The organism is Limnohabitans sp. TEGF004 (assembly GCF_027924965.1).
GTDB lineage: Bacteria > Pseudomonadota > Gammaproteobacteria > Burkholderiales > Burkholderiaceae_C > Limnohabitans.
The window spans coordinates 289,445-313,874 of the sequence record NZ_AP027056.1 but is presented as its reverse complement, the minus strand read 5'-3'; the positions used below and the strand labels follow the sequence as shown (position 1 = coordinate 313,874).

The window sequence follows — 24,430 nt, the reverse complement described above, 5'->3', positions numbered from 1 at the left end:
GAGGCAACCGCCTCACAACCAGCAGACCACAGCCGCAGCACCTAGCCCGCCAGCGCCCGCAACAGCCGCTAAGCCGTGCGCACCTGATGTGTGGTGGTGCTCTAAATTGGCCAGCAAACGGACCAACGCGATGGCCGCCGAAGCGCCAATGGGGTGGCCTCGTGCAAGCCCACCACCCATGGAGTTGAGGCAAGTTGGGTCAAGGTGTAGGCGTTCAGAAAAACTCAAGCCTTGCGCAGCAAACGCATCGTGCAATTCGACAAAACGCATGGCTGCTGCATCAGCAAACTGTCCGCGTTCGAGTGCAGCACGCGCAGCCAACTCGGCTGCAAGCAAAGGCCATTCAGGCGCACTACCCACAGAGGCATTGGCTACCCAAGCAGCTTTGGGTGTGATGTGTAAACGTTTGGCCGCTTCTGGACTGACAAGCAACACAAACGCGGCGCCATCGGCTTGCGCTGAAATGGTGAGCGCGGTGAGTGAGTCAGCAACCGCAGGCATGCGCGCTGCACGGGCAGGGTCAATGCGTCTGGGGTAGAGGTCATGCGACACGCCCACAACAGGCACGATTTCATGTGCCATGTGAGCTTGGTGCATCAATGCACGTTGGTGGCTCTCAATGGCGTAACTCTCTTGCTGCGTACGGGTGTAACCATTTTGCGCAGCGTAGAGGGCCGCAGACAGCAGCATGTCTGGGTCTTTCTCTGGTGTCGGCGCAAAGGCTGGGCGTTCATAAGCCACCGCCACGTCATTAGCATGCAGCGGCCGATGCATGCGAATGGGCGAGCGGCTCCATGCTTCAACACCGCCGGCAATGACCACATCTGCTTGCCCCGATGCAATCAAGCCAACGCCCACGGCTACTGCATCTAAACCCGCGCAACATTGGGTGTCGACGGTGAGTGCGGCGCAGGCTTCTGGCAGGCCTGCGTGCAGCGCCAACATGCGTGCAGGGTTGCCTCCTGCTGCGAGTGCGTTGCCCACCACCACCGCATCCACATCGGAGGGCGTAACACCTGCGCGGGTCAACAAAGCTTGCAACACAGGTGCAGCGATGTCGTGCGCATGCAAAGTTTTGAACGCGCCATCGCGCGGCACCACGGCGCTGCGCGCCCATGCGGCAATCAAAGAAGTGGGGGTAGACATGCCAATACCTTTGCCACAGCGAGATGGTCTGTTTTGCCACTGGCTGTCAAAGGCCACTGGCTGCACATGAGAAATCGTTTGGGAACTTTGTAACTTTCCAGTTGTGCGCGACACGCTTCTGACAATTGCTGCGCAGTGGGCAATGGCTCAGTTAAGTCGAGCTGCACCACCGCCACCACTTGCTGTCCGCGAATCGGGTCGGGTATGCCGTGCACCGAAGCGTGTTGCACACCGAGCTGCGCCATGAGCACCGCTTCAAGTTCTTCAGGGAACAGGTTTTTACCTTGAGTCACCAACATGCGATTTTCACGGCCCACAAGACACAGAAAACCTTGCTCATCCAAATACCCCATGTCACGCACCGATAGCCAATCTCCGTCGCGCACCGCTGCTGTGTGGTCCGTAGGTGCGCCGACGTAATCCATGAACAGCATGGGGCTGCGCACATAAATTTGCCCGGTGCCTTCAGATGATTTTGGCGCTCGAATGTCGATGTCCACATTTGAAAAAGGTTTGCCCACGGCTTGTGGTGGTGCTGATGCATCGGCATCCATCCAAGCCATGAAGCTGGTTTCAGAGGCGCCATAAAACTCAACAATGCGCGCGTTGGGAAACAGGGCTTGAAGCGCAGTGGTGCGGTCACGCATCCAACGCGCACCGCTGATCAAAATCAATCGCAGGCCTTCGATGGGCGCCACTTTTCGGCGTGCCGCAATCTCTAGCATCAGCAGCAATTGACTGGGCACCGCCACCAAACACGGCGTGCGGCCAGAGCGCAAAGTGTCCATCATGCGAGGTGCTGAAAAGCGCTCTTGCACCACCACGCCTGCGCCACTCCAGAGGCCCAGCACCATGCCAAACAAAAACAAGGAATGCGAGAAGCGACCCGGCGCCAATACGCAACTGGCTGCATCAGGTCCAAAGGTGTCTAGACACACACGCAGGCTTTCTGTCCACGATTGGTGGTGACGTCGAAAGCCTTTTGGTGTGCCCGTGCTGCCAGATGTGAACCCAATGTAAAACGGCGATATCGGCGTAGGTGCAGATGGTGTGGCTGGGTCTTGTGAAAACGCATCTTGCACCGTTTGGCGCACGCTAGCGGGCCAGTCAGGGTCGCTCACGGCAGCGCATCGACCGCTGCTGATGATCGCCAGGAAGTGCACCATTTGCGCAAGGATGCTTTGTTGTGCATCGACAAAAACAGTGGCAGGTGCGTGCTGCTGTTGAAGTGCGGTGACTTCCTGCTGAACCTTTTCATACAGCTCTGAGAATGTGAGCTGCGTTTGCCCGTCATCCAAAGCTACCACTTGTGCACGGGACTGTGCCCAGTGCGCAAGTGGTGCATGAATCAGCGTGTCAGCCACCAAAGCGCCAATCAGGCAGGCCACGCGCCACGGTGTGAACCACGGTTGCGCATAGCACGCACTTGATCAAGTCGCCCGGCACAAACACCAAGGTGCCCATGATGGCTTGTTCCCAGGTCAGGTTGGCAATGTTGACCAAGCCAATCACACCAAACACATGCACCACCAACAAGCCACCAATGGCTGATGCCACAAATGCGCTGATAGCAGCACTGCGCGGTGTGGCACGCGGCAGCATGTGCATGACCCAGCCCGCGACAAATGCGCCGACTGGCCAGCCAATCAAATAGCCACTGGCAGGCGCGAAGAACACACCAATGCCACCGCGACCACCCGACAGCAAAGGCAAACCAATCGCTACTGCTGCAAGAAACAACAGCAAGGCTTGCAATGCGCGCTTTGGGCCGAGCATGCAGCCTGCCAACATCACGCCCAAAGTTTGCAGTGTGATGGGTACGCCCAATGGCAAATCAATTTTTGGAATCAACCCAAAAACAGCGATCAAGGCCGCGAAGAGTGAAACCAACGCGATGGACAAAGAAGAGGTGTTCATAAAAGATAAGTGGCAGTCATCGCGTTAACGGCGAAACCGCACGTGCAGTGTGTCAGCCACGCGTCTAGCGGCAACCAACATTTGAATGGTGAGTGGAGCAAGTATTTTAAAACCGCCCGCCTTGCCCGTGCGCAAGCGGTGTGCATCGTCCAAACGACGCCAGAGCACGAAGAAATGCTCAGTGAAGCGCAGCATCAATGCCACTTGTAACGATAAGCGTTCGGTCTCAACGCCCAAAAATCGCAAGGGGCTGAGCAGCCACGCAAAAACAGCTAACAAGTCCGTGTGGCGCGTGGTGAGTGTGAGCGCAATGCCCATCAAGGTGGTGCTGATCAAGCGCAGCACACTGATGGCCCCCACCATTGGCTGTTGCATGTAAACATGAAACAAACCGATCAACACACTGGCAAACGCCAAGCCCATCAGCAAAGGCTTAACGCGTGTCGCCGCTCTACCTAGTGAGACAAAAATGACCAAACAACAAGCCGCGCTGACTGACAAGACAACCAGCTCGTTCGTCAGAAAAACACCAGTCCCCAGCAACGCCAAAAAAGCCAGCTTGATGGCTGCAGGCAGACGATGCAGCCAAGTGGGGTCATCGCTGTAAAGGCTGCCCATTACTTAACCCATCCGCGCGGACACATCCGCTTCGTATTGCGCACACACGTCTGCGCCCAGCCCATCGGCACGAACACAGCCTTTGTCTAACCAAATGACCCGTTCAAAGTGGCGGACATGGTCCAACACATGGGTGGACACAATGACTTGTTGTGGCACGGTTGCAATCTCTTTGCGTAGCACAGCTTGTCCGGGCAGGTCGAGGCTGGAAAAGGGTTCGTCTAACAAGAGCGTTTGGTGCGCACCAATCAGTAGCGCCAACCAACACACGTGTTGGCGTTGGCCTTGGCTCAGGCTGCCAATGGCGCGTGGGGCCCAATCTGCCAAGCCTCGTGCTGCTAACCAAGTGCGTACATGGGTTTGCGTCTCGGTGCGAGACAAACGCAAATGACGCAGGCTCAAAGCCAGCTCTTCCTCCACGGTCGGAAAGATGATTTGTTCATCGGGGTTTTGAAACATCATGCCCACAGCCGGAGCAGCACGATCAGCCGCGACAGGCACGTGCACTTGCCCTGATTGCGCAAGATCAAGGCCGCAGATCAAACGAAATAAGCTGCTTTTACCGGCCCCGTTGTCACCAATGAGGCCAATGCGAGATTCATTCAGACCCAAGGTCAAAGACTGAAACACAGTGGTGTTGCCACGCAGCAATGTCACTCCATCAAGCGCAATAGGCATGCTGGCTAAAAGTTTCGCTGGTGTTTTGAAAGCTAAGGGCATGCGCACATGTTCTAAAAAACTAGATTATCGACGGAGCCAAACAGCATGAAAAAACCCCACCGTGTTGCCACGATGGGGTTTTAGACTTTTAAATCCTTAACTGACTAAGCCAGCGTGGGGATTAGAAGTTGTGTTGCAAACCAACAGCTGTGGTTTTTTGCTCTTTGGCCATCAAAGCATCAGTTGTCGTATCGATGGTCTGCTTGATGTAACGTGCGTAGACGCTGGTGCGCTTGCTCAGGTCGTACTTGGCGCCGACTGCAGAGATTTTGACATCGTAGTTATTAGTGGTCTTGTCATCCAAACGACCAACGTTAGCCATCAAAGTTGTAGCGCCCATTGCGTAAGCAACGTTCACGTTCTGGCCAGACAATTTACCTGCCACAACGCCGATCTTACCTGTGCCAGCAGCAGCGCCAGCAGCACCAGTCACCGCAGCCAAACGCTCGTCACGGTTGAAACCGTAAGTGGCGGTCAACTGGCCCAATGTGTAAGACACATAACCGTGAGTTTGCTTGTACACGTTCGCTTGGCGATAGTTCACCAAAACAGCTTTCAAGGGACCGTTGACGTATGTCACGCCAATGTCTTCTTTGCTGTTTGCAGCAGTCACTGCAGTTGTGTTTGTGTTTGTAGCATCGCTGGTAATAGCTTTACCTGCAACAGCGGCTTTGAATGTCAAACCGCTGAAAGCTGGTGATGTGTAAACAACTTGGTTGTTTTCACGCACGTGGCCCAAACCTTGAGCGCCAATGCCTTGGGTTGTGGAGAAGCCAGAACCGATTTTTGTACCGAACGATGTACGGCCAGAAACGTCCAATGATGGGCTGTTAGGTGCACCAACTTTGAAGTCACCGAAACCACCAGACAAGCCAACATAGGTCTCACCGCCGTTTGTGGCGTTACCCCAGTTGCTCTTCGCATCTGTAGTTGAGTTGAAGTCGTTTTCCAACAAGAAGTTGGCCTTCAAACCGCCACCGATGTCTTCAGTGCCGAAGAAAGTCACTTGAGAAGTGCCTTGGGTGTTGTTGCCCAATGCTGTAGTAGCGCGCACGTTGCCGCCGCCGTATGTGGTCACTTGATTGACCAAAGATGGGTCAAAGGTACCTTTGATGCCAACAGTAGATTGAGCTTGTGCGCCGAAAGCGGCGAGTGCTGCGATAGCAACGAGGGTTTTTTTCATTTCAAGGTTCTCCAAGGTTTGAACAGGGGCTCCAGACTTTCCAGAGCCAACCTCCGTTTTCGGGAAGTTGCACGTATTGAACCAGACTCCACTGCAGAAACCTATGACAGGTGTCAAAAACTCGTCTTTTACGTTGCGTCTGTGCAACACCTAACGCCAATACCACTCGCAAACCCGCATAAATAAACGATCTTCAAAATACCAAGGTTTTAAAACTGCACAGATCAAAGCACCTCACCACAACTTAAACTTCCTCCCTATGGATGCTCTACTTATCGCCGCCGACAGCGCCTTGCGCACCGTCTTTGCCCGCCACCACGCCAACCGCCCCGCCCCCATTTGGGCGGCCGAGGTACCCACGCCTACCCCGCTGACAGAAGCTGAGAAGTCTGATGCAGCAGCCTTAATGCGTGTAAACCACGTCGGCGAGGTCTGCGCGCAAGCGCTTTACACCGCCCAAGCCTTGGCCACCAAAGACCACGCCCTGCGCCAGCACCTCACCACGGCCTGCAACGAAGAAACCGATCACTTGGCTTGGTGTGAACAACGTTTAGAAGCGCTAGGCGGACGCCCCAGCCTACTCAACCCGCTTTGGTACGCCGGCGCGTTTGGCATTGGCTATGCAGCAGCCAAGCTAGGTGGCGACCGCATGAGCCTTGGGTTTGTGGTGGAAACTGAACGTCAAGTGGAAGCCCATTTAGAAAGCCACCTTGGGCTGTTGCCCGCTAACGACGAGCCCAGCCGCGCCATCGTGGCGCAAATGAAAACTGACGAGGCACAGCACGCCAAAGAGGCTTTGGCTGCAGGTGCGGCCGAGTTACCCGCACCGTTCAAAGCGTTGATGAAAGTAGCCTCTCAGGTGATGACGACCGTGGCACATCGCATCTAAGCCCAGCTTTAAGCCTCCACCACCTCAAAGCTGGTGGTGATTTCAGCGGTCTTGCCCAGCATGATGCTGGCAGAGCAGTACTTGTCGTGGCTCATGGCAATGGCACGTTCCACCGCACTAGCGGGCACACCCTTACCTGTGACGGTGAAGTGCATGTTGATGGTGGTAAACACCTTGGGGTCTTCGGCGGCGCGTTCGCTGCTGATCTTCACGCTGCAACCCTGCACGTGATGACGACCGCGCTTCAAGATGAGCACCACGTCATAGGCAGTGCAACCGCCTGTGCCCGCCAGCAACAGCTCCATCGGACGTGGCGCCAAGTTTTGGCCGCCGTTCTCGGGCTTGGCAACATCGGGTGCGCCATCCATGGCCACCACGTGGCCGCTGCCTGTTTCTGCAACAAAGCCCATGCCTGAACGAGTGCCTGAGTTACCGGTCCAACTGACGGTGCATTCCATGTGTTTCTCTCCAATAAATTTATGCAGCAATTGTCAGCGAATTGTTGCAGCGCAACAAAATCTGCATACAATTTGGGCTTGTCTCCTCCACCCTCAAAAGTGGATTCATGCCCCGAGTTGCAAAACTCGGGGTTTTTTTTCGTCTTTTTCCATAAGAGACAATCACCCCATGTCTACCCGCACCCCAAAAGCGCGCGCCCTGCAGCCCGCCGATTACCTGAAAAAAATATTGACTGCTCGTGTGTACGACGTGGCCATTGAATCTGCGTTGGAGGTGGCTAAGAACCTGAGCCGCCGCATTCACAACACTGTGCTGCTCAAGCGCGAAGACCAGCAGCCCGTGCACAGCTTCAAGCTGCGCGGCGCGTACAACAAGATGGCGCACCTCACGCCAACCCAGCTGAAAAAGGGCGTCATTTGCGCCTCTGCGGGCAACCACGCCCAAGGCGTGGCATTGGGTGCCAAACGCCTAGGCACCAAAGCCATCATCGTCATGCCCACCACCACGCCCAGCGTGAAGATTGAGGCGGTCAAAGCTTTGGGTGGTGAAGTGGTGCTAGCAGGCGATAGCTATTCAGACGCTTACACCCACGCCCTCACGCTCGAAAAGAAAAACGGCATGACGTTTGTCCACCCGTTTGACGACCCCGATGTGATCGCAGGCCAAGGCACGATTGCCATGGAAATGCTGCGCCAGTTGCAAGGCCTGAACATTCACAATTTGGATGCGGTGTTTGTAGCGATTGGCGGCGGTGGTTTGATCAGCGGCGTGGCCAACTACATCAAGGCGGTGCGCCCCGAGATCAAAGTGATTGGCGTGCAAATGGACGACTCGTCGGCCATGATGCAGTCAGTAGCCAAAGGCAAACGCGTCACGCTCAACGACGTGGGCTTGTTCTCTGACGGCACAGCGGTGAAGCTGGTGGGCGAAGAGACCTTCCGCGTGTCTAAAAACTTAGTCGACAGCTACATCACCGTGGATACAGATGCCGTGTGCGCCGCCATCAAAGACGTGTTTGTGGACACCCGCAGCATCGTCGAGCCCGCCGGTGCATTGGCTGTGGCTGCCATCAAGCAATACGTGGCCGAGCACAAAACCAAGGGCGAAACCTACGCCGCCATTTTGTGTGGCGCAAACATGAACTTCGACCGCTTGCGCTTTGTGGCCGAGCGCGCCGAAGTGGGCGAAGAACGCGAAGCTTTGTTTGCCGTGACCATCCCCGAGCAGCCTGGCAGCCTGCGCCGCTTTTGCGAGCTGATTGGCAAGCTGCCCAGCTTTGGCGGCAGCAAGTCGCCACGCAATGTGACCGAGTTCAATTACCGCATGAGCGACCAAGCCAAGGCCCACGTGTTTGTGGGTTTGACCACGGGCGTGAAAGGTGAAAGCAGCAAGATTGCCAGCCACTTCACCAAGAGCGGCTTTGATTCGATTGACCTCACCCACGACGAGCTGGCCAAAGAACACATCCGCCACATGGTGGGCGGGCATTCGTCTTTGGCGCACGAAGAACGCATCTTGCGTTTTGAATTTCCAGAGCGCCCAGGCGCGTTGATGAAGTTTTTGCTGGCCATGCGCCCAGGCTGGAACATCAGCCTGTTCCACTACCGCAACCAAGGCGCGGACTACGGCCGCATCTTGATGGGCTTGCAAGTGCCAAAGGCCGATAACAAAGCGTTTACTGCTTTCTTAGAAGGCTTGGGTTACCCGTTTGTGGAAGAAACGCTGAACCCTGCTTATCGTTTGTTCTTGCAGCGCTAATTACTTCTTAGCGGGCAGTTCCAGCAGCAAAGCTTGCGGACCGTCCATCGACGCGCCTAAGCTGATGCGTCGCCCTTCTGCTGACTGCAACACCAAACCATCAGCCACCACAGCGCCCACACGGAAGGGCTTGGCCGGTTTGCCATCCACCGCAATCAACGCAGCGCCAGCATCGGGCCCCCCCGCCATCACACCTTGCAGCTGAAAACGGCTGGCCAATGTTGGCGCAGCAGCGGCCTGCACGGGTGCAGCGCCTAGGCTGCGAGCTGCGGCAGACACATCTACTTCGGGCAACGCCTGCGCCGCAGCGGTGGTATTGCTCGGGTTCGTGCCCGTGGCCGACCAACGCAAGCCCCATGTGACCGCACTAAACGCCACAGCACCCCACACCAGCAACGAGGCAACGGGCAGCACCACGTGCGACGAGGCGCTAAAGACGGTGGCAAATGAAGGGGGGTAGCGAAGCATCAGCGGATTATGATTCATCCTTGAACTGAGAACCTTTGAAATGCCTCCTATGCAAGCCCAACAAACCACCCAAAAAACCAAACGCCAACGTGGCTTCACGTTGATTGAATTGATGGTGGTGCTCGCCATCATTGGCGTGCTCGCCGCACTCGTAGTGCCCAACGTGCTCAACCGTGCCGACGACGCACGCGTGACCGCCGCCAAAACCGATGTGGGCAACCTCATGCAAGCCCTCAAGCTCTACCGCTTGGACAACCAAAACTACCCCACCGCCGAGCAAGGCCTGAACGCTTTGGTGGTCAAGCCCACAGCTGGCCCCACGCCGCTGAACTGGAAACCCTACATCGACAAGCTGCCCAACGACCCATGGGGCCGCCCTTACCAATACATGAACCCTGGCGTAAAGGGTGAAGTGGATGTGCTGTCCCTCGGCGCTGACGGCCAACCCGGTGGCGAAGGCAAAAACGCCGACCTCGGCAGCTGGCAATAAAGCTGTTCGTTAAGTCCGCTATGCAGCGCCAGCAAGGCCTCACCCTGTTGGAGCTGTTGGTGGTGCTAGCCATCATCGGCTTCAGCGTGGCGGGTGTGAGCTTGTCGCTGCGCGACAGCAGTCAAACCCAACTTGAGCGTGAGGCCCAACGCTTGGTGGCCGTTTTAGAAGCAGCACGCGCACAGTCACGCACCAGTGGTGTGGCTTTGATTTGGCAGCCCACGGCAGAGGGCTTTGTCATTCGACCCGCAATTGCGCCAAACCAAGCACTGAGTAACTCCGCCAGCCCCATTGCGACACGGACAGAAACATGGCTGACCACTGGCACACAAGCGGCGATCAGTACAGCCACGAACAACACCACACCAACCAACTTGGTGCTGCTCGGCCCTGAGCCCATCCTCGCGCCTGCTCGCATCACGCTGAGCGTGGCAACCAGCAACAGCGCCAAGCCAGCCCCCACGCTGAGCATTGGTACAGACGGGTTGCGCCCCTTTCAGGTTGTGCCATGAGCTTGCAAGACACGCCACGCACACCCACTGTCACGCGCAGCCAAAGCTCACGCGGCTTCACCTTGATTGAGGTGTTGGTGGCACTCGCCATCGTGTCCATCGCGCTGATGAGTGGGCTCAAAGTCAGCGGCGCGCTCACGCGCAACGCACAGCGCCAAGCCGATGTGTTGCTGGCACAAATTTGCGCTGACAACGCACTCAACCAACTGCGCCTCTCGCAGCAACTGCCAGGCGTGGGTGACTCGCGTGTGCCCTGCCCGCAAGCCGAGCGCAACTTTGAAGTGGCGCTGACCGTGCGCACCACGCCCAACCCCGCGTTTCGCCGTGTCGATGCGCAAGTGTTTGACGCAGCCACGCCCGTGCTCAACATCACCACCGTGTTGGGGCGTTACTGATGACAAACGCCAAGGGCCAACGCGGCTTCACACTCATCGAGCTACTCATCGCCATCACCCTCATGGCGGTGCTGGCGGGCTTGAGCTGGCGTGGGTTGGACAGCCTCATGCGCAGCCGCGATATCACGCAAGCACAGGTAGATAAAACTGCCGTGCTGCAAACCGTGCTCGCCCAATGGCAAGCCGACCTCAATGCCGTGCAGCCCGTGCCCAGCATCGCCGACGCAGGCGTGTTGTGGGATGGCCGCACACTGCGCATCACGCGCCGCGCCACCGCTTGGCGCGCCGATGGCGCTGATGCAGGTCTGTGGGTGGTGGCATGGACGCTGCGCGGCAACCAATGGCTGCGTTGGCAATCAGCCCCCTTGCAAACGCGTGCGGCTTTGCAGCAAGCATGGGCCAACGCGGAGCGCTGGGGACAAAACCCAAGCGCCGATGACGCCGCGTTTGAAACTTCGCTGATCCCGCTGGACACTTGGCAGCTCACCTACTTCCGTGGCAATGCTTGGACCAACCCACTCTCCAGCGCAGGCAACAGCGATACAAACAACAACGCGGTGGGCGGCACGCCGCAAACCAACAGCACTGGCCAAGGCGCACTGCCCGACGCCATCCGCCTGCAAATCGATCTGCCCACCAGCACTGGCGTGCGTGGCCGCATCACCCTCGACTGGGTGCGCCCTAACTTCAGCAACACCAAAACATGAAGCAAGGCGCACACACCCCACAACGCGGTGCAGCCCTGCTGGCCGCCATGCTCACCGTGGCGTTGGTCGCCACGTTTGCCGCAGGCGCGTTGTGGCAGCAATGGAAATCCGTTGAGGTCGAAGGCGCAGAGCGTCAACGCACGCAAGCACGCTGGCTGCTCACAGGCGCGCTGGATTGGGCACGTGTCATCTTGCGCGAAGACGCGCGAGCGGGCGATGCCAGCGCACCCACCGACCACTTGGCCGAGCCTTGGGCCGTGCCACTGCAAGAAGCGCGTTTGTCTAGCTTCTTAGCGGCGTTACCCGATGGCACAGGCAACACCATCGACGATGAAAAATTTGCACGCCAAGTGCTTTTGTCGGGTGCTGTGAGCGATCTGCAAGGCCGCCTCAACGTGACCAATTTGCTGCAAGGCGAACAGCTCGATGGGAAAATCGTGCTCGCGTTTGAGCGCTTGTTTGACGCACTGGGCGTCCCACCCGCGCAGCTCAGCTTACTCACCCAAGGTCTGCTGGCGGCACAAAAGCAAAACAGCAATTCACCTTTGATGCCCCAACGCGTGGGCCAACTCAGCTGGTTCGGATTGACACCTCAAGCCTTGCAAACCCTGAGCCCCCACATCACCGTGCTGCCTAATCGCACGACCGTCAACGTCAACACCGCCAGTGTGCAGGTGCTGTACGCCAGCGTGCCAGGCCTGAGCCTGTCTGACGCACAACGCTTGGTACAACAGCGCGAACGGCAACACTGGGCCAGCATCGACGCGTTTCAAAAAGCGCTGGGCCGCACCGTCAGCTTGAGCGACACACACAGCGTCAACACCCGTTACTTTGAAGTGCTGGGCCGCCTTCGGATGCCGCAAACCACACTGCAAGAGCGCTCGTTGGTGCAGCGCGAAGGCCAAGATTTGAAGGTGCTTTGGCGCGAATCTGGCTCTCTACAATGACAAATCCATGCTGATCATCGCGCTCCCCCACTCTGCCAACGCCAACACTGGCTATGCCCACGTTCACTCAGACGGGCATGCGGTGTTGCGCAGCGCCACGGGGGCCGCGGCCACGCTGTCTGCGCACGCGGGCGAAGTGGTGGCCGTGGTGCCACACAGCCGCTTGGCCTGGCTGCGCCTGCAACTGCCTCCTGCCAGCCACGGCCCACGTTTGCAAAGCGTGTTGCATGGTTTGTTGGAAGACCGCTTGCTCGACGACCCGCAACAACTGCACCTTGTGCTTGCCCCAGACACTGAGCAGATCGCACGCAGCGGTGGTGAAACCTTGGTGGCCGTGTGCGACAAGCAATGGCTGCGTGACGCCCTCGCCCCTTTGCAAGCTGCGGGCCTGACCGTGCAACGCATCGTCTGTGAGTTGTCCCCCAGCGACACACCCGTGTTGCAGGTGATGGGCGAGCCTGATCAATCGCAAAGCGTGCTGTGTCACGCACACGGTGTGACGCTGCTGCCGCCCAACACCGCCCAGTGGCGCGCTTTTGCCGAGCTGAGCCAAGACGATTTACAAATTCAAGCCGAGCCCGCCATGGTGGCGCGTGTGCAAAGCACCTTGCAACGCCAACCCATGCTGCAAAGCGCGGCGCAGCGCTGGGTCAAGTCCAGCCAGTCGGATTGGGATTTGGCACAAGGTGAATGGGCACAAGGCCGCACACAACGCTTGCAGCGCCAAGCGCTGGCCGCATGGCAAACAGTGTTGCATGCCCCTGCATGGCAACTTGTGCGCTGGGGCCTGGTGGCGCTGGTCGCGTTGCAAGTGTTGGGGCTCAATGCACTGGCTTGGCGCGAACGCAGCGCTTTAAACGCGCAACAAGCCTCGCTGCAAAACATCTTGAAAACCACATTCCCATCTGTGACCTTGGTCATCGACGCGCCGCTGCAAATGCAACGCGAGGTGGATGTGTTGCAACAAAAATCAGGCGCGGCTTCTAGCACCGACTTTGAGCCCTTGCTCGCTGCTTTGGCAGGTGTGCTGCCCGCAGGACAAACACCACAGCAAATTCACTTTGCCAACCATGCGCTGCGCGTACAAGGCGTTGCGCTCGACAGCAACGCGGCGGGCATGGCGCGCCTCAAAGCTCAAGGCTTGAGCCTGCGCCAAGACGGCAACGACACATGGGTGTTGCAAGCGGAGGGCGTGAAATGAAAGAACTTCGCGCACAGGCACAAGCCCGCTGGCAAGCTTTGAGCCCGCGTGAACAACGTGGCGTCTCTGTGTTGGGTGCATTGCTTGGCGTGTTGTTGTTTTGGTCCATCGCCATTGCCCCTGCGCTCAACACCTTGCGCGACAGCGACAACCGACGCGCGCACATCGGCCAACAACAAGCCCACATGCTGGCTTTGCAAGCGCAGGAACAAGCGCTGAAAGCGCGCACACCCCTCTCTCGCGATGAAGCGCTGCGCAGTTTGCAAAGCCTCACCCCTGGCACGCAAATGCAACTCAACGTACAAGGCGACCGCGTGACCGTGCAACTCAAAGCAGTGCCGGCCCCCGCCTTGGCGAACTGGTTGACACAAGCACGCAGCCAAGCACAGGCTTTGCCTGTGGAAGCGCACTTGACGCGCAACACCACCGGCACAGCAAGCACAACGCCCCCTACAACGCCTGTTAGCAATGCGAATGTCGTGGTGTGGGACGGCAACCTCGTGTTGAGCCTACCCAACCGTGGCGCAACGGCCAACTAAAACGACACCATGCAACGCCATCCAGCCCTCGCCCCCAACACCAGCCGACGCTGGGCTTGGACAGGTGCGGGTTTGGGCTTAGCGCTGGCCTTCATCACCCAAGCCCCTGCGCATTGGCTGACGCACGCCATTGAGCAAGCCAGCGGTGAGCGCGTGTTGTTGCCCGACGCACAAGGCACCGTGTGGAATGGTTCGGCGCAATGGGTGCTCAACGAAGGCCCGCTCAACATCGGGACCACTGCCAACATGGCGCGCCCCGCCAACACCACATCCTTACCCACGCGCGTGACATGGCAACTTGGCCCTCGCCTCGACTGGGCCAACTGGCGCCCCACCCTCAGCGCCACCGTAGCCTCTGCGTGTTGCACACCACAACCCGTGCGTGTGGATGTCTCACCCATGTGGCGCGGCGTGCGCGTGCAGGTCAGCGACCACACGTCCAACTGGCCCGCCAGCTGGCTGGTGGGTTTGGGTGCGCCGTGGAACACCATTCAGCCCGAGGGCCAAATGCAACTGCACACCACGCAGCTGCAATGGTCCCAGCAAGCGGGCTCGGAACAATTACAAGGTCAAGCTGAGCTGCAACTGCAACAGCTGTCAACGCGCTTGTCTACGCTGCGCCCCTTGGGCACTTACCGTGTTCGCGTGCAAGGCGGTGAGGGCGTGGCACTGACGCTGGACACACTGGAAGGCAGCTTGCTCTTGCAGGGCACGGGCCAACTACACAATGGGCGCATGCGCTTCAATGGCGAGGCCAGAGCCGCGCCTGATGCAGAAGCAGCGCTCTCTAATTTATTGAACATCCTTGGCCAACGTCAAGGTGCCAAGTCGATTTTGAAAATGGGTTAACGCGTATGGCTAAGCAACACACTTATCTCCAACCCTCTGCTTTGGCACTTGCCATTCATCTGAGTCTAGGTTTGAGCCTCGCACCTGCGTTACTCGGCGTGTCACCCGCACACGCCGCGCCGCCTGCCAAAAAAGCCACCGCACAACAGCAGCCCATCACACTCAACTTTGTAAATGCTGAGATTGAGTCTGTGGCACGCACCTTGGCCACGCTCTCCAATCGCAACTTGGTGGTGGACCCACGCGTCAAAGGCACGATCAACCTCACCACCGAGTTGCCGGTCTCACCCAACGAAGCATGGAGCCAGTTTTTGTCAGCCTTGCGCTTGCAAGGCTTTGCCATGGTCGAGACCAAGGGCCTCTACAAAATCGTGCCCGAGGCCGATGCAAAGCTGCAAGGCGGCAATGTGCAAGAAATTCAAAATGGCATCGGCGGCTCAGGCAGCGGCCAAATCGTCACGCACATCTTCAAGCTCAACTTTGAGCAAGCCAATAACTTGGTGCCCGTGTTGCGCCCGCTCATCAGCCCCAACAACACCATCAACGTCAACCCCGGCAACAACTCCATCATCATCACTGACTACGCCGACAACCTGCAGCGCATGGCCCGCATCATCGCCACGCTGGATGTGTCCAACGCCAGTGATGTGGAAGTGATCCAACTCAAGCACGCCATCGCGGTGGACTTGGCACCCTTGGTGTTGCGTTTGGTGGAATCGGGCAGCAACACTGCGCAAGCGCCCGCCACCCCAGGTCAAACCGGTGCCGAATACAAAACCACGCTGCTGGCTGAGCCACGCAGCAACACCCTCATCTTGCGTGCAGCCAATCCTGCACGTGTGGCCTTGGTCAAATCTTTGGTCGCCAAGCTGGATCAACCCGGTGGCACCAACCCCAGCGGCAACATCCATGTGGTGTATTTGAAAAATGCGGACGCCACCAAACTGGCTACCACCTTGCGTGCAGCGGTCAGCGGCCAAGCCACAGGCGGCGCAGGTAGTTCATCACCGATGGGCACCGCTGCAGCCAACCCCACAGCAGCAACACCTGCATCTGCAACAGCCGGTAGCACCTTGGGCAGCACAGCCACTGTCAGTGGTTCTGCAACGGGCGGACAAATTCAAGCCGACACGGCCACCAACTCACTCATCATCACAGCCCCCGAACCACAGTACCGCCAACTGCGCGCCGTGATTGACATGCTCGACCAACGTCGCGCGCAAGTGATGGTGGAGAGTTTGATTGCCGAAGTGAATGCCGACAAAGCGGCGCAAATGGGCATTCAGTGGCAAACCGCCACAGGCCAATCGGGCGGCAACATTGGCATCATTGGCACCAATTTCAATAACCCAATCAGCACGACGATTGGACAAGGCAACATCATCGGTGCCTCAGGCGGTGCAGCGGCACTCAGCGCATTGGGTGGTGGACTGAACATTGGAAACGCGAGACAAATCAATGGCACTTATGTGCTGAGCAGCTTGGCCACGTTCTTGCAACAAAACGGTGATGGCAATGTGCTGTCCACACCAACCTTGCTCACCATCGACAACGAAGAAGCCAAGATCGTCGTGGGTCAAAACGTACCTTTCGTCACAGGCCAGTACACCAACAACAACACGACCAACGGCTCGGTCAATCCGTTCCAAACCGTGGAACGCAAAGACGTGGGCTTGACCCTCAAGGTCAAACCACAAATCAGCGAGACCGGTACCGTCAAGCTCACCATCTTCCAAGAAGTGTCTAGCGTCGTGCCCAACTCTGTGGGTTCATCTACTGGCCTGATCACCAACAAGCGCAGCATCGAATCGAATGTGCTGGTTGACGATGGCTCCATCATCGTGCTGGGTGGTTTGTTATCCGACGAGTACTCTGGCGGTGCGAGTCAAGTGCCGTTGTTTGGCGATATCCCTGTCATTGGCTGGCTGTTCAAGAGCGAAAGCCGTACGCGAACCAAAAAAAACTTGATGGTGTTCTTGCGTCCCGTCGTCATGCGTGATGCGGCGGCTTCGGATGCGCTCAGCAACAACCGCTACCAACAAATGATGGGCATGCAACAAAACGCGCAGCCTGGCTTCAACCCCATCCTGGGCTCTGGCAATGCGCCTGTCTTGCCCCCCGCGCCCGTGCCTAAGCCCAAAGAAGAACCCAAGGCTTCTGGCAGCAGCCAAGCAGACACGCCTCAGTCTGCCGTGCCAGCCGCCACACCCGCCCAATAAACATGCGCCGCCCGCTGCCCTACGCCTTTGCCCGCACCCACCAGCTCTTGCTGGAGGACGATGGCCACACGCTCACGCTGTGGCACAGCGACGCGCCCGACCTGAGCGCGTGGAGCGAAGTGACCCGTCGCCACGCGGTGCAGTCGTTTGAATACACCGACAAAGCCACGCTGGCCAAACGCATCAGCGAAGCCTATGCACAAGCCGACAGCAACGCCGCCGCCGTGGTGAGCGAAGTCGAAAGCGACGCCGACCTCACGCGCATGATGCAAGAGCTGCCCGCCGTGGAAGACTTGCTCGAAGCCGCAGACGACGCACCCATCATCCGCATGCTCAACGCGCTACTGACGCAAGCCGCGCGCGATGGCGCAAGCGACATTCACATCGAACCGTATGAGCGCCACAGCAGCGTGCGCTTCCGTGTGGACGGCACGCTGCGCGAAGTGGTGCAGCCCAACCGTGCGTTGCATGCTGCGCTGATTTCGCGCCTGAAGATCATGGCCGAGTTGGACATTGCTGAAAAGCGTTTGCCGCAAGACGGTCGCATTTCGCTGCGCCTTGGCCAACGCGCGATTGACGTTCGCGTGTCCACCCTGCCCAGTGCGCATGGTGAACGCGCCGTGCTGCGTTTGCTCGACAAAACAGAAAGCAAACTCACGCTGCAAGCCGTGGGCATGGAAGGCGAAACTCTGCGCCGCTTTGAAGCACTGGTGCATCAGCCCCACGGCATCATCTTGGTGACTGGCCCCACGGGCTCGGGCAAAACCACCACGCTATACGCCGCATTGCAAGGGCTAGACGCCACACGCAATAACATCATGACGGTGGAAGATCCGATTGAATACGAGCTGGCTGGCGTGGGCCAAACACAGGTCAACCCCAAGATTGATTTGGACTTTGCCAAAGCTCTGCGCGCCATCCTGCGCCAAGACCCAGACATCATCATGATTGGTGAAATTCGCGATTACGAAACCGCGCAAATCGCCATTCAAGCCTCGCTCACCGGCCACTTGGTGTTGGCCACGCTGCACACCAACGATGCGGCCAGCGCCATCACCCGATTGACCGACATGGGCGTAGAGCCCTTCTTGCTCAGCTCGTCGCTCTTGGGCGTTTTGGCCCAACGCTTGCTACGCAAGACGTGTACGCATTGCTCTGGCAAGGGGTGTGAGGTGTGCGGCCAAAGCGGCTACCAAGGCCGCACTGGCATTTTTGAATTGCTCACCACCAATGACGACATCCGCGCCCTCATCCATAACCAAGCCAGCGAAGCGCAACTGCGCGAGGCGGCTTTGCGTAACGGCATGACGCTGATGCGTGACGATGGCGAACGTTTGGTGCGCCAAGGCATTTCCACCCGCGAAGAACTGATTCGCGTCACCCGCGACTAAGTCCCTGCGACCAAGCCCGATCCACCATGCCCGCCTATTCGTTTGAAGCCCTAGACGCCCAAGGCCAAACGCACCGTGGCGTGCTCGAGGCCGATACCGCGCGCACCGCACGCAGCCAGTTGCGCGCGCAAGATTTGGTGCCCCTCAAAGTGAAACCTGTGCAGCGCACCAGCAGCGGCTTGAACACCGTCATTTGGGAAAGCAAAGTGTTTGGCAGCACGGCATTGGCTGTGTGGACGCGTCAACTCTCAGGCCTAGTCAACGCAGGCTTGCCACTCGAACGCGCATTGGCTGCGTTGAGCGACGAAGCAGAAACGCCCCGCCAACGCGACTTGGTGTCTGCCCTGCGCACCGAGGTGAATGCGGGCGCACCGTTTGCCAAAGCGCTGAGTCAGCACCCGCGTGAGTTCAGTGCCATCTTCACCGCGGTGATTGGCGCGGGAGAGCAAAGCGGCCACTTAGGCCTGGTACTCGAACGCTTGGCCGACGATTTGCAAGAGCAGCAAAACTTGCGCGGCAAGTTGTTGGCAGCAGGTCTGTACCCCGCCATCGTGTGTGTGGTGGCGTTGGTCATCGTGTTGTTTTTGCTGGCCTATGTCGTGCCGCAAGTGGCGCAGGTGTTTGGCAGCAACCAGCAGCAACTCCCCGCGCTCACGAGCTTCATGTTGGCCTTGAGTAGCTTTGTACAAAACTTTTGGTTGTGGGGCTTGGTGCTGGTTGCCTTGTTATCCGCTGGTGGCCATGTGGCGTTGAAACAAGCCGATGTGCGCTTGCGTTTTGATGCCATGTGGTTGCAGTTGCCGTTGATTGGCCGCTTGGCCCGTGGCTACAACGCTGCACGCTTTGCCAGCACCTTGGCCATGCTGGCCACCGCAGGTGTGCCGATTTTGAAAGCCTTGCAAGCAGCAGCCGACACACTCAGCAACACAGCGCTTAAGCGCGATGCGCAAGACGCATTGGTGCTGGTGCGTGAAGGCGCACCGCTGGCATCGGCCCTTGCGCAGCACAAACGCTTTCCACGTTTGTTGGTGATGTTCTCGCGCTTGGGCGAGCAGACCGGCACACTGCCCACCATGCTGCAACGCGCAGCTGCACAGCTGAGCGAAGAAGTGCAGCGCCGCGCTTTGCAACTGGCAACAATTCTGGAGCCCTTGCTCATCGTGGCAATGGGTGCGATGGTGATGCTGATTGTTTTAGCGGTCATGCTGCCCATCATTCAACTCAATCAGTGGGTGAGGTAATTCATGGGTGTTTCTCTCGACGGTAAATTGGTTGTAGCGATCTCCTCGCGAGCGCTGTTTGACTTCGAAGAAGAAAACCAAGTCTTCGAACAAGGCGATGACCGCGCCTACATGAACCTGCAGCTTGATCGCCTTGAAACACCGGCCAAGCCTGGCGTCGCTTTCTCGTTGGTGCAAAAGCTCTTGGCCTTCAACACCTCTGAGGCGCAACGCGTGGAAGTGGTCATCCTTTCGCGCAATGACCCCGTCAGCGGCATGCGCGTGTTCCGCTCAGCGCAGCACTACGGTCTGCCTATTCAGCGCGGCAGCTTCACACGCGGGCAATCGCCTTGGCGCTATTTGCGCCCGCTCAACGCCAACTTGTTTTTGTCTACGCATTTGTCAGATGTGCGCTCGGCCCTAGACGCGGGTGTGCCTGCCGCGCAGGTGTACCCGCACTCTGCCCACGCCTCAGAAGCCAACCCACACGAAGTGCGCATCGCCTTTGACGGTGATGCGGTGTTGTTCAGCGACGAAGCAGAACGTGTGTTTCAAACCCAAGGCTTGGACGCGTTTCAGCAGCACGAAAAAACCAATGCCGCACAGCCTTTGCCCGCTGGCCCATTCAAACCATTGCTGCTAGCCCTGCAAGGCCTGCAACAAGCAGGCACACCGCACATGCGCATTCGCACCGCACTGGTCACCGCGCGCAGTGCGCCCGCGCACGAACGTGCGATTCGCACGCTGATGAACTGGAACATTGAAGTGGATGAAGCCATGTTCTTGGGTGGCCTTGAAAAAGGCGAGTTCTTGCGCGAGTTTGAACCCGACTTTTTCTTTGACGACCAAACCGGCCACATCGAATCAGCCGCCCGTCACGTGCCCGCAGGCCATGTAGCCAGCGGCGTGCGCAACACCGAAGTCTAAAAAACATGAACGCATTCAGAAGCGTTGCCAACAACGTGGCAACGAATTGGCAAAAAAGCCGCTTGCAACTCAGCCGTGTCTGGGCTTTGTCACTGCCCTATTTCAAGTCGGAAGAAAAATGGCGAGCCCGCTTGTTGCTGGCCGCTTGCGTGGGCTTGAACCTCGGCATGGTTTACATGATGGTTCTGTTCAACGACTGGAACCGCGTGTTTTATGACGCACTGCAAAACCGTGACGCCGCTGTGTTTTGGCATCAGCTCGGTGTGTTCGCCATGCTGGCCACGTGTTTCATCATCGTGGCGGTGTATCGCTTCTACCTCACGCAACTACTGCAAGTGCGGTGGCGTGCGTGGATGACGCGCGACTACTTGCAACGCTGGCTCAAAGGCCATGTGTTTTATCAACTGGAATTACAAAGCAAGAACGGCACAGACAACCCCGACCAACGGATTCAAGAAGATGTGCAGCAGTTCACCGCTGACACGGTCAGCTTGTCACTCGGCTTGCTCGACGCATCGGTCACGCTGCTGAGCTTTGTGGGCATCTTGTGGGGCCTATCTGGCGGCTTTAGTTTTGATGTACTGGGCGAGACCTACAACCTCCCCGGCTTCATGGTTTGGATGGCGTTGGCCTACGCGTTAGCAGGCAGCTTGATCGGTCACTTCATTGGCCGCTCGATGGCGTCACTCAACTTCACGCAGCAGCGGCTTGAAGCCGATTTCCGTCACCACCTGATGCGCGTGCGCGAGTACAGCGAAGCCATTGCACTTGACCGTGGAGGCCGCGTGGAACGCTTGTCGCTGCAAGAGCGCTTTGCACTGGTGCTGGATAACTTCATGCGTTTGCTGCGCGTGCAAAAACGCTACACCTGGTTCAACTCGGGCTATGGCCAAGCGGCGGTGGTGTTCCCCATGTTGGTGGCCTCACCGCGCTATTTCAGCGGGTCGATTCAGTTGGGCGAGTTGATGCAAATCTCTTCGGCATTTGGTCAAGTGCAAGAGTCGCTCAGCTGGTTCATCAGCAACTACAGCCGCTTGGCATCGTGGCAAGCCACCACGCTGCGTTTGACGAGTTTTCAAGATCAGATGCTGGCAGTCAAAGTGGATGAGGCAGCCGAGCCAGACACTACGCCACTGTCTTTCACCGGCGCTGTCTCGGGCATCAACGCCCTGCACACCACACCCCTCACCATCTCGCTGCCCAATGGCGAGGTGTTGCTGGCCGACACATCGCTCAACGCCGCTGCTGGCGACACCGTGTTGATTCGCGGTCCATCGGGCTGCGGCAAATCCACCTTGCTGCGCGTGTTGGCAGGCATTTGGCCGCATGTGACATCGCCCACGCACGACCGCCGTGGCGAGCCCATCACCTACGGCCCCGTGGTGTTGCCCGAACGAAGCGTGTTCATGCCGCAGCGCCCTTACTTCCCCGAAGGCACCTTGCGTCAAGCGCTGGCTTATCCAGATAGCGCCGAGCACTACACCGATGAAGCCTTGAAGAACGCGCTGTACGACGCACTGCTGCCTCACCTGGTGAACGAGCTAGACGTAGCAGGCTATTGGACACAACAGCTCTCAGGCGGCGAGCAACAACGCTTGGCTTTGGCGCGTGTGTTACTGAAGCGCCCACGTTGGGTGTTTGCTGACGAAGCCACCAGCGCTCTCGACGAAGCCGCCGAGAAAACGCTGTACGAAAAGCTGTTGACCATGGTGCGCGAAGAAGGCGGTGGCTTGGTGTCTATCGCTCACCGTGCCAGCGTGGCCAGTTACCACGACACGGTGTGGCAGTTTGTGCCTGCGCCTGAAGGCAGCGCAGCCAAGTTCATTCTTGTTGCGGAATGAAAAAAGCGTGTGCCGCTGAGCACACGCTTTTTGTGAAGCGCCCTAAGCCATCTAAACGGTTAGAACTTCCAGCGCTCCCAGCCCTTAGCGCGCAAATCACATGCAGGGCAGGTGCCACAGCCGTAGCCCCAATCATGGCGATGCGTGCGGTCACCCATGTAGCAGGTGTGGGTGTGCTCCACGATGAGGTCCACTAACTGGTGGCCACCATCGGCATGGGCTTTTTGGCCAAGGTCGAAGGCCAGCTGCCAGGTCTGCGCTTTGTCGATCCACATCAAAGGTGTCTCAATCAACAAGCGGCGGTCCATGCCCAGCGACAAGGCAATTTGCATGGCCTTCATGGTGTCGTCGCGGCAATCGGGGTAGCCAGAGAAATCGGTTTCGCACACGCCGGTGACGATGACATCCAAATCACGGCGATAGGCCAATGCAGCGGCGAGTGTGAGGAACAACAGGTTGCGTCCCGGCACAAAGGTGTTGGGCAAACCTGAGGCTTCCATCTTGAAAGCCATGTCGCGTGTGAGCGATGTTTCGCTCACTTGGCCCAACACACCAAGGTCGAGCAAATGGTCTTCGCCCAACTTGTGTGCCCATTGTGGGAACTGCTCGCGCATTTGCGCCAGCACTTGAATGCGGGCTTCTAGCTCCACCAAGTGGCGCTGGCGGTAGTCAAACGCCAAGGTCTCCACGCGCTCGTATTGCGCAAGCGCATGCGCCAAACAGGTGGTGGAGTCTTGCCCGCCAGAGAACAAAACCAGAGCATTGCGGTGGATGGGGTGACGTGCTTGCATAAACAATGAATCGCAATCAATGCGCCGAAGAAGATGTAGATGGGGTTGCGTGCGACAGCTTATCGGTCAGCGCAATGGCCAAGGCGCTGAGCAAGAAGGTAATGTGGATGATGGTTTGCCACATCAACACCTTCTCGTCGTAGTTGGCCGCATTGATGAAGGTCTTGAGCAAATGGATGGATGAAATGCCAATGATGGCCATACCCAGCTTGACCTTCAACACCGAGGCGTTCACATGGCTCAACCATTCAGGCTGATCCGGATGGTTTTCGAGGTACATGCGCGAGACAAAGGTTTCATAGCCGCCCACGATGACCATGATGAGCAAGTTAGAAATCATCACCACGTCAATCAGACCCAGCACCACCAGCATGGTGATGGACTCGCTCAGATGCGTGACGGTCATGCCATTTTTGTAGCCGATGCTGGTGACCAAGGCATCCAGCGCAGCTTGGCTGCCAAACGCAGCCTCAATCAAATGCACCAACTCGACCCAAAAGTGAAACACATACACGCCTTGCGCAGCAATGAGGCCCAAATACAAAGGCAGCTGCAACCAGCGGCTGGCAAAAATAAAACGGGGCAGTGCAGGGGTTTGTTTCATACAGAACAATCTGGAGTGGAAGCCCAAATTTTGCCTGAGCCCGCCTAAACTCTGACCATGCTTATACAAATTTTCTCCTTAGTTCTGCACTTCGCCGTTGGCCTAGTGGCTGGCACCTGTTTGCTGCGCATGTACATGCACTTGATGGGCATCAGCTTGTCGCGCAGCGGCGGTAGCCCACTGGCACCCTTTGTGTTCGCCATATCCAATTGGATCGTGTTGCCTGTGCGCCGTTACGTGCCAGCACTGGGTCGCCTAGACACGGCGAGTCTGGTGGCTGCTTATGCGGTGCTGTTGGCCAAACACTCGCTGCTGTGGATCGTGGCGGGCGCCACGTCTGACTGGCTGGGTTTGTTTGTCAACGCGGGTTTTGAGTTGCTGAGCGTGATGTTGTCGAGCCTGATGTGGATGGTGATTGGCTACGCACTCATGTCATGGTTCAGCGCGGCCGCTGAAATTCGTTACCTGTTGGCGCAATTGATCGAGCCACTGCTCATCCCGATTCGCCGCGTGCTGCCACAGATGGGCGGGGTGGACTTGTCACCCATCGCGCTGTTGCTGTTGATTCAAATTGCTGAAATCGTGCTGCACGGCTTGCGTGCACAGGTGGCTTTTTAAACGCATCCGAAAGAGGCTTGC

Annotated in this window: 26 protein-coding genes; 16 read left to right on the top strand and 10 right to left on the bottom strand. The window is 57.9% G+C overall.

Annotated elements, in window-relative coordinates; genetic code table 11:
• Nucleotides 1-12: 12 nt before the first annotated feature.
• From LINBF2_RS01700 to LINBF2_RS01675, 6 genes are all read right to left on the bottom strand, one after another.
• Entirely contained in the window at nt 13-1,146 is a 1,134-nt protein-coding gene (locus tag LINBF2_RS01700) for a thiolase family protein (RefSeq protein WP_281889935.1), read from the bottom strand.
• A complete protein-coding gene (locus LINBF2_RS01695; protein WP_281889933.1) occupies nt 1,125-2,534 on the bottom strand; it encodes an AMP-binding protein in 1,410 nt (469 codons plus the stop codon). The genes LINBF2_RS01700 and LINBF2_RS01695 overlap by 22 nt, the downstream gene beginning before the upstream one ends.
• The gene (locus tag LINBF2_RS01690) at nt 2,503-3,063 is read right to left on the bottom strand and encodes a biotin transporter BioY (RefSeq protein WP_236657685.1); all 561 of its coding nucleotides are present in this window, start codon (nt 3,061-3,063) and stop codon (nt 2,503-2,505) included. Before LINBF2_RS01690 ends, LINBF2_RS01695 begins: the two co-directional genes overlap by 32 nt.
• 24 nt (nt 3,064-3,087) lie before the next feature.
• Nucleotides 3,088-3,681: an energy-coupling factor transporter transmembrane component T gene (locus LINBF2_RS01685; RefSeq protein ID WP_281889929.1), complete on the bottom strand. Its 594-nt coding sequence runs from the start codon at nt 3,679-3,681 to the stop codon at nt 3,088-3,090.
• A gap of 3 nt (nt 3,682-3,684) precedes the next feature.
• On the bottom strand, nt 3,685-4,359 hold the full coding sequence (locus tag LINBF2_RS01680) for an ABC transporter ATP-binding protein (RefSeq protein ID WP_281891262.1): 675 nt from the start codon (nt 4,357-4,359) through the stop codon (nt 3,685-3,687).
• Between the two features lie 163 nt (nt 4,360-4,522).
• Nucleotides 4,523-5,584, bottom strand: a complete 1,062-nt coding sequence (locus LINBF2_RS01675) for a porin (RefSeq protein ID WP_281889927.1) — start codon at nt 5,582-5,584, stop codon at nt 4,523-4,525.
• A 259-nt stretch (nt 5,585-5,843) separates the two neighbouring features.
• On the opposite strand from LINBF2_RS01675, the gene coq7 reads away from it, so the two are divergent.
• On the top strand, nt 5,844-6,473 hold the full coding sequence (gene coq7 / locus LINBF2_RS01670) for a 2-polyprenyl-3-methyl-6-methoxy-1,4-benzoquinone monooxygenase (RefSeq protein ID WP_281889925.1): 630 nt from the start codon (nt 5,844-5,846) through the stop codon (nt 6,471-6,473).
• A gap of 8 nt (nt 6,474-6,481) precedes the next feature.
• Here coq7 and LINBF2_RS01665 read toward each other — a convergent pair whose 3' ends face one another.
• Nucleotides 6,482-6,931, bottom strand: coding sequence for an OsmC family protein (locus LINBF2_RS01665; RefSeq protein WP_281889923.1), 450 nt, complete (start codon nt 6,929-6,931; stop codon nt 6,482-6,484).
• Nucleotides 6,932-7,100: 169 nt separating this feature from the next.
• On the opposite strand from LINBF2_RS01665, the gene ilvA reads away from it, so the two are divergent.
• Entirely contained in the window at nt 7,101-8,690 is a 1,590-nt protein-coding gene (gene ilvA, locus LINBF2_RS01660; protein ID WP_281889921.1) for a threonine ammonia-lyase, biosynthetic, read from the top strand.
• Here ilvA and LINBF2_RS01655 read toward each other — a convergent pair whose 3' ends face one another.
• A complete protein-coding gene (locus LINBF2_RS01655) occupies nt 8,691-9,158 on the bottom strand; it encodes a general secretion pathway protein C (RefSeq protein ID WP_281889919.1) in 468 nt (155 codons plus the stop codon).
• 49 nt (nt 9,159-9,207) lie between these two features.
• Here LINBF2_RS01655 and gspG point away from each other — a divergent pair, with 49 nt between their 5' ends.
• From gspG to LINBF2_RS01590, 13 genes are read left to right on the top strand one after another with little or no spacing between them, the layout of a single operon-like run.
• On the top strand, nt 9,208-9,648 hold the full coding sequence (gene gspG, locus LINBF2_RS01650) for a type II secretion system major pseudopilin GspG (protein WP_104796604.1): 441 nt from the start codon (nt 9,208-9,210) through the stop codon (nt 9,646-9,648).
• 20 nt (nt 9,649-9,668) lie between these two features.
• Nucleotides 9,669-10,160, top strand: a complete 492-nt coding sequence (locus tag LINBF2_RS01645) for a prepilin-type N-terminal cleavage/methylation domain-containing protein (protein ID WP_281889916.1) — start codon at nt 9,669-9,671, stop codon at nt 10,158-10,160.
• A complete protein-coding gene (gene gspI, locus LINBF2_RS01640; protein ID WP_281889914.1) occupies nt 10,157-10,555 on the top strand; it encodes a type II secretion system minor pseudopilin GspI in 399 nt (132 codons plus the stop codon). Before LINBF2_RS01645 ends, gspI begins: the two co-directional genes overlap by 4 nt.
• Nucleotides 10,555-11,262, top strand: coding sequence for a prepilin-type N-terminal cleavage/methylation domain-containing protein (locus tag LINBF2_RS01635; RefSeq protein WP_281889912.1), 708 nt, complete (start codon nt 10,555-10,557; stop codon nt 11,260-11,262). The genes gspI and LINBF2_RS01635 overlap by 1 nt, the downstream gene beginning before the upstream one ends.
• A complete protein-coding gene (gene gspK / locus LINBF2_RS01630) occupies nt 11,259-12,209 on the top strand; it encodes a type II secretion system minor pseudopilin GspK (RefSeq protein WP_281889911.1) in 951 nt (316 codons plus the stop codon). The genes LINBF2_RS01635 and gspK overlap by 4 nt, the downstream gene beginning before the upstream one ends.
• Before the next feature lie 7 nt (nt 12,210-12,216).
• Nucleotides 12,217-13,410 (top strand): type II secretion system protein GspL, encoded by a 1,194-nt coding sequence (gene gspL, locus LINBF2_RS01625; protein ID WP_281889909.1) that lies wholly within the window; start codon nt 12,217-12,219, stop codon nt 13,408-13,410.
• On the top strand, nt 13,407-13,949 hold the full coding sequence (gene gspM, locus LINBF2_RS01620) for a type II secretion system protein GspM (RefSeq protein ID WP_281889907.1): 543 nt from the start codon (nt 13,407-13,409) through the stop codon (nt 13,947-13,949). The genes gspL and gspM overlap by 4 nt, the downstream gene beginning before the upstream one ends.
• A 9-nt stretch (nt 13,950-13,958) precedes the next feature.
• Nucleotides 13,959-14,798, top strand: coding sequence for a type II secretion system protein N (gene gspN, locus LINBF2_RS01615; RefSeq protein ID WP_281889905.1), 840 nt, complete (start codon nt 13,959-13,961; stop codon nt 14,796-14,798).
• Between the two features lie 5 nt (nt 14,799-14,803).
• A complete protein-coding gene (gspD, locus tag LINBF2_RS01610) occupies nt 14,804-17,017 on the top strand; it encodes a type II secretion system secretin GspD (protein ID WP_281889903.1) in 2,214 nt (737 codons plus the stop codon).
• A gap of 2 nt (nt 17,018-17,019) precedes the next feature.
• Nucleotides 17,020-18,408 carry an ATPase, T2SS/T4P/T4SS family gene (locus LINBF2_RS01605; protein ID WP_281889901.1) on the top strand — a complete coding sequence of 463 codons (1,389 nt, stop codon included), beginning with the start codon at nt 17,020-17,022 and terminating at the stop codon, nt 18,406-18,408.
• Nucleotides 18,409-18,434: 26 nt separating this feature from the next.
• A complete protein-coding gene (gene gspF / locus LINBF2_RS01600; protein ID WP_281889899.1) occupies nt 18,435-19,649 on the top strand; it encodes a type II secretion system inner membrane protein GspF in 1,215 nt (404 codons plus the stop codon).
• A 3-nt stretch (nt 19,650-19,652) separates the two neighbouring features.
• On the top strand, nt 19,653-20,555 hold the full coding sequence (locus tag LINBF2_RS01595) for a 5'-nucleotidase (RefSeq protein WP_108283319.1): 903 nt from the start codon (nt 19,653-19,655) through the stop codon (nt 20,553-20,555).
• 5 nt (nt 20,556-20,560) lie between these two features.
• Nucleotides 20,561-22,396, top strand: a complete 1,836-nt coding sequence (locus LINBF2_RS01590) for an ABC transporter ATP-binding protein/permease (protein WP_281889896.1) — start codon at nt 20,561-20,563, stop codon at nt 22,394-22,396.
• 59 nt (nt 22,397-22,455) lie between these two features.
• On the opposite strand, the gene queC is transcribed toward LINBF2_RS01590, so the two are convergent.
• On the bottom strand, nt 22,456-23,169 hold the full coding sequence (gene queC, locus LINBF2_RS01585; protein ID WP_281891261.1) for a 7-cyano-7-deazaguanine synthase QueC: 714 nt from the start codon (nt 23,167-23,169) through the stop codon (nt 22,456-22,458).
• 34 nt (nt 23,170-23,203) lie between these two features.
• Entirely contained in the window at nt 23,204-23,791 is a 588-nt protein-coding gene (locus LINBF2_RS01580; protein WP_281889895.1) for a TIGR00645 family protein, read from the bottom strand.
• Between the two features lie 57 nt (nt 23,792-23,848).
• Between LINBF2_RS01580 and LINBF2_RS01575 the strand changes: the two genes are divergently transcribed.
• Nucleotides 23,849-24,409 (top strand): YggT family protein, encoded by a 561-nt coding sequence (locus LINBF2_RS01575; protein ID WP_104796618.1) that lies wholly within the window; start codon nt 23,849-23,851, stop codon nt 24,407-24,409.
• Nucleotides 24,410-24,430: the final 21 nt, after the last annotated feature.

Coding starts and splice junctions, on each gene's coding strand:
- LINBF2_RS01700 (WP_281889935.1), bottom strand. CDS start 1,146: ATGTCTACCCCCACTTCTTTGATTGCCGCATGGGCGCGCAGCGCCGTG.
- LINBF2_RS01690 (WP_236657685.1), bottom strand. CDS start 3,063: ATGAACACCTCTTCTTTGTCCATCGCGTTGGTTTCACTCTTCGCGGCC.
- LINBF2_RS01685 (WP_281889929.1), bottom strand. CDS start 3,681: ATGGGCAGCCTTTACAGCGATGACCCCACTTGGCTGCATCGTCTGCCT.
- LINBF2_RS01680 (WP_281891262.1), bottom strand. CDS start 4,359: ATGCCTATTGCGCTTGATGGAGTGACATTGCTGCGTGGCAACACCACT.
- LINBF2_RS01675 (WP_281889927.1), bottom strand. CDS start 5,584: ATGAAAAAAACCCTCGTTGCTATCGCAGCACTCGCCGCTTTCGGCGCA.
- coq7 (WP_281889925.1), top strand. CDS start 5,844: ATGGATGCTCTACTTATCGCCGCCGACAGCGCCTTGCGCACCGTCTTT.
- LINBF2_RS01665 (WP_281889923.1), bottom strand. CDS start 6,931: ATGGAATGCACCGTCAGTTGGACCGGTAACTCAGGCACTCGTTCAGGC.
- ilvA (WP_281889921.1), top strand. CDS start 7,101: ATGTCTACCCGCACCCCAAAAGCGCGCGCCCTGCAGCCCGCCGATTAC.
- LINBF2_RS01655 (WP_281889919.1), bottom strand. CDS start 9,158: ATGCTTCGCTACCCCCCTTCATTTGCCACCGTCTTTAGCGCCTCGTCG.
- gspG (WP_104796604.1), top strand. CDS start 9,208: ATGCAAGCCCAACAAACCACCCAAAAAACCAAACGCCAACGTGGCTTC.
- LINBF2_RS01645 (WP_281889916.1), top strand. CDS start 9,669: ATGCAGCGCCAGCAAGGCCTCACCCTGTTGGAGCTGTTGGTGGTGCTA.
- gspI (WP_281889914.1), top strand. CDS start 10,157: ATGAGCTTGCAAGACACGCCACGCACACCCACTGTCACGCGCAGCCAA.
- LINBF2_RS01635 (WP_281889912.1), top strand. CDS start 10,555: ATGACAAACGCCAAGGGCCAACGCGGCTTCACACTCATCGAGCTACTC.
- gspK (WP_281889911.1), top strand. CDS start 11,259: ATGAAGCAAGGCGCACACACCCCACAACGCGGTGCAGCCCTGCTGGCC.
- gspL (WP_281889909.1), top strand. CDS start 12,217: ATGCTGATCATCGCGCTCCCCCACTCTGCCAACGCCAACACTGGCTAT.
- gspM (WP_281889907.1), top strand. CDS start 13,407: ATGAAAGAACTTCGCGCACAGGCACAAGCCCGCTGGCAAGCTTTGAGC.
- gspN (WP_281889905.1), top strand. CDS start 13,959: ATGCAACGCCATCCAGCCCTCGCCCCCAACACCAGCCGACGCTGGGCT.
- gspD (WP_281889903.1), top strand. CDS start 14,804: ATGGCTAAGCAACACACTTATCTCCAACCCTCTGCTTTGGCACTTGCC.
- LINBF2_RS01605 (WP_281889901.1), top strand. CDS start 17,020: ATGCGCCGCCCGCTGCCCTACGCCTTTGCCCGCACCCACCAGCTCTTG.
- gspF (WP_281889899.1), top strand. CDS start 18,435: ATGCCCGCCTATTCGTTTGAAGCCCTAGACGCCCAAGGCCAAACGCAC.
- LINBF2_RS01595 (WP_108283319.1), top strand. CDS start 19,653: ATGGGTGTTTCTCTCGACGGTAAATTGGTTGTAGCGATCTCCTCGCGA.
- LINBF2_RS01590 (WP_281889896.1), top strand. CDS start 20,561: ATGAACGCATTCAGAAGCGTTGCCAACAACGTGGCAACGAATTGGCAA.
- LINBF2_RS01580 (WP_281889895.1), bottom strand. CDS start 23,791: ATGAAACAAACCCCTGCACTGCCCCGTTTTATTTTTGCCAGCCGCTGG.
- LINBF2_RS01575 (WP_104796618.1), top strand. CDS start 23,849: ATGCTTATACAAATTTTCTCCTTAGTTCTGCACTTCGCCGTTGGCCTA.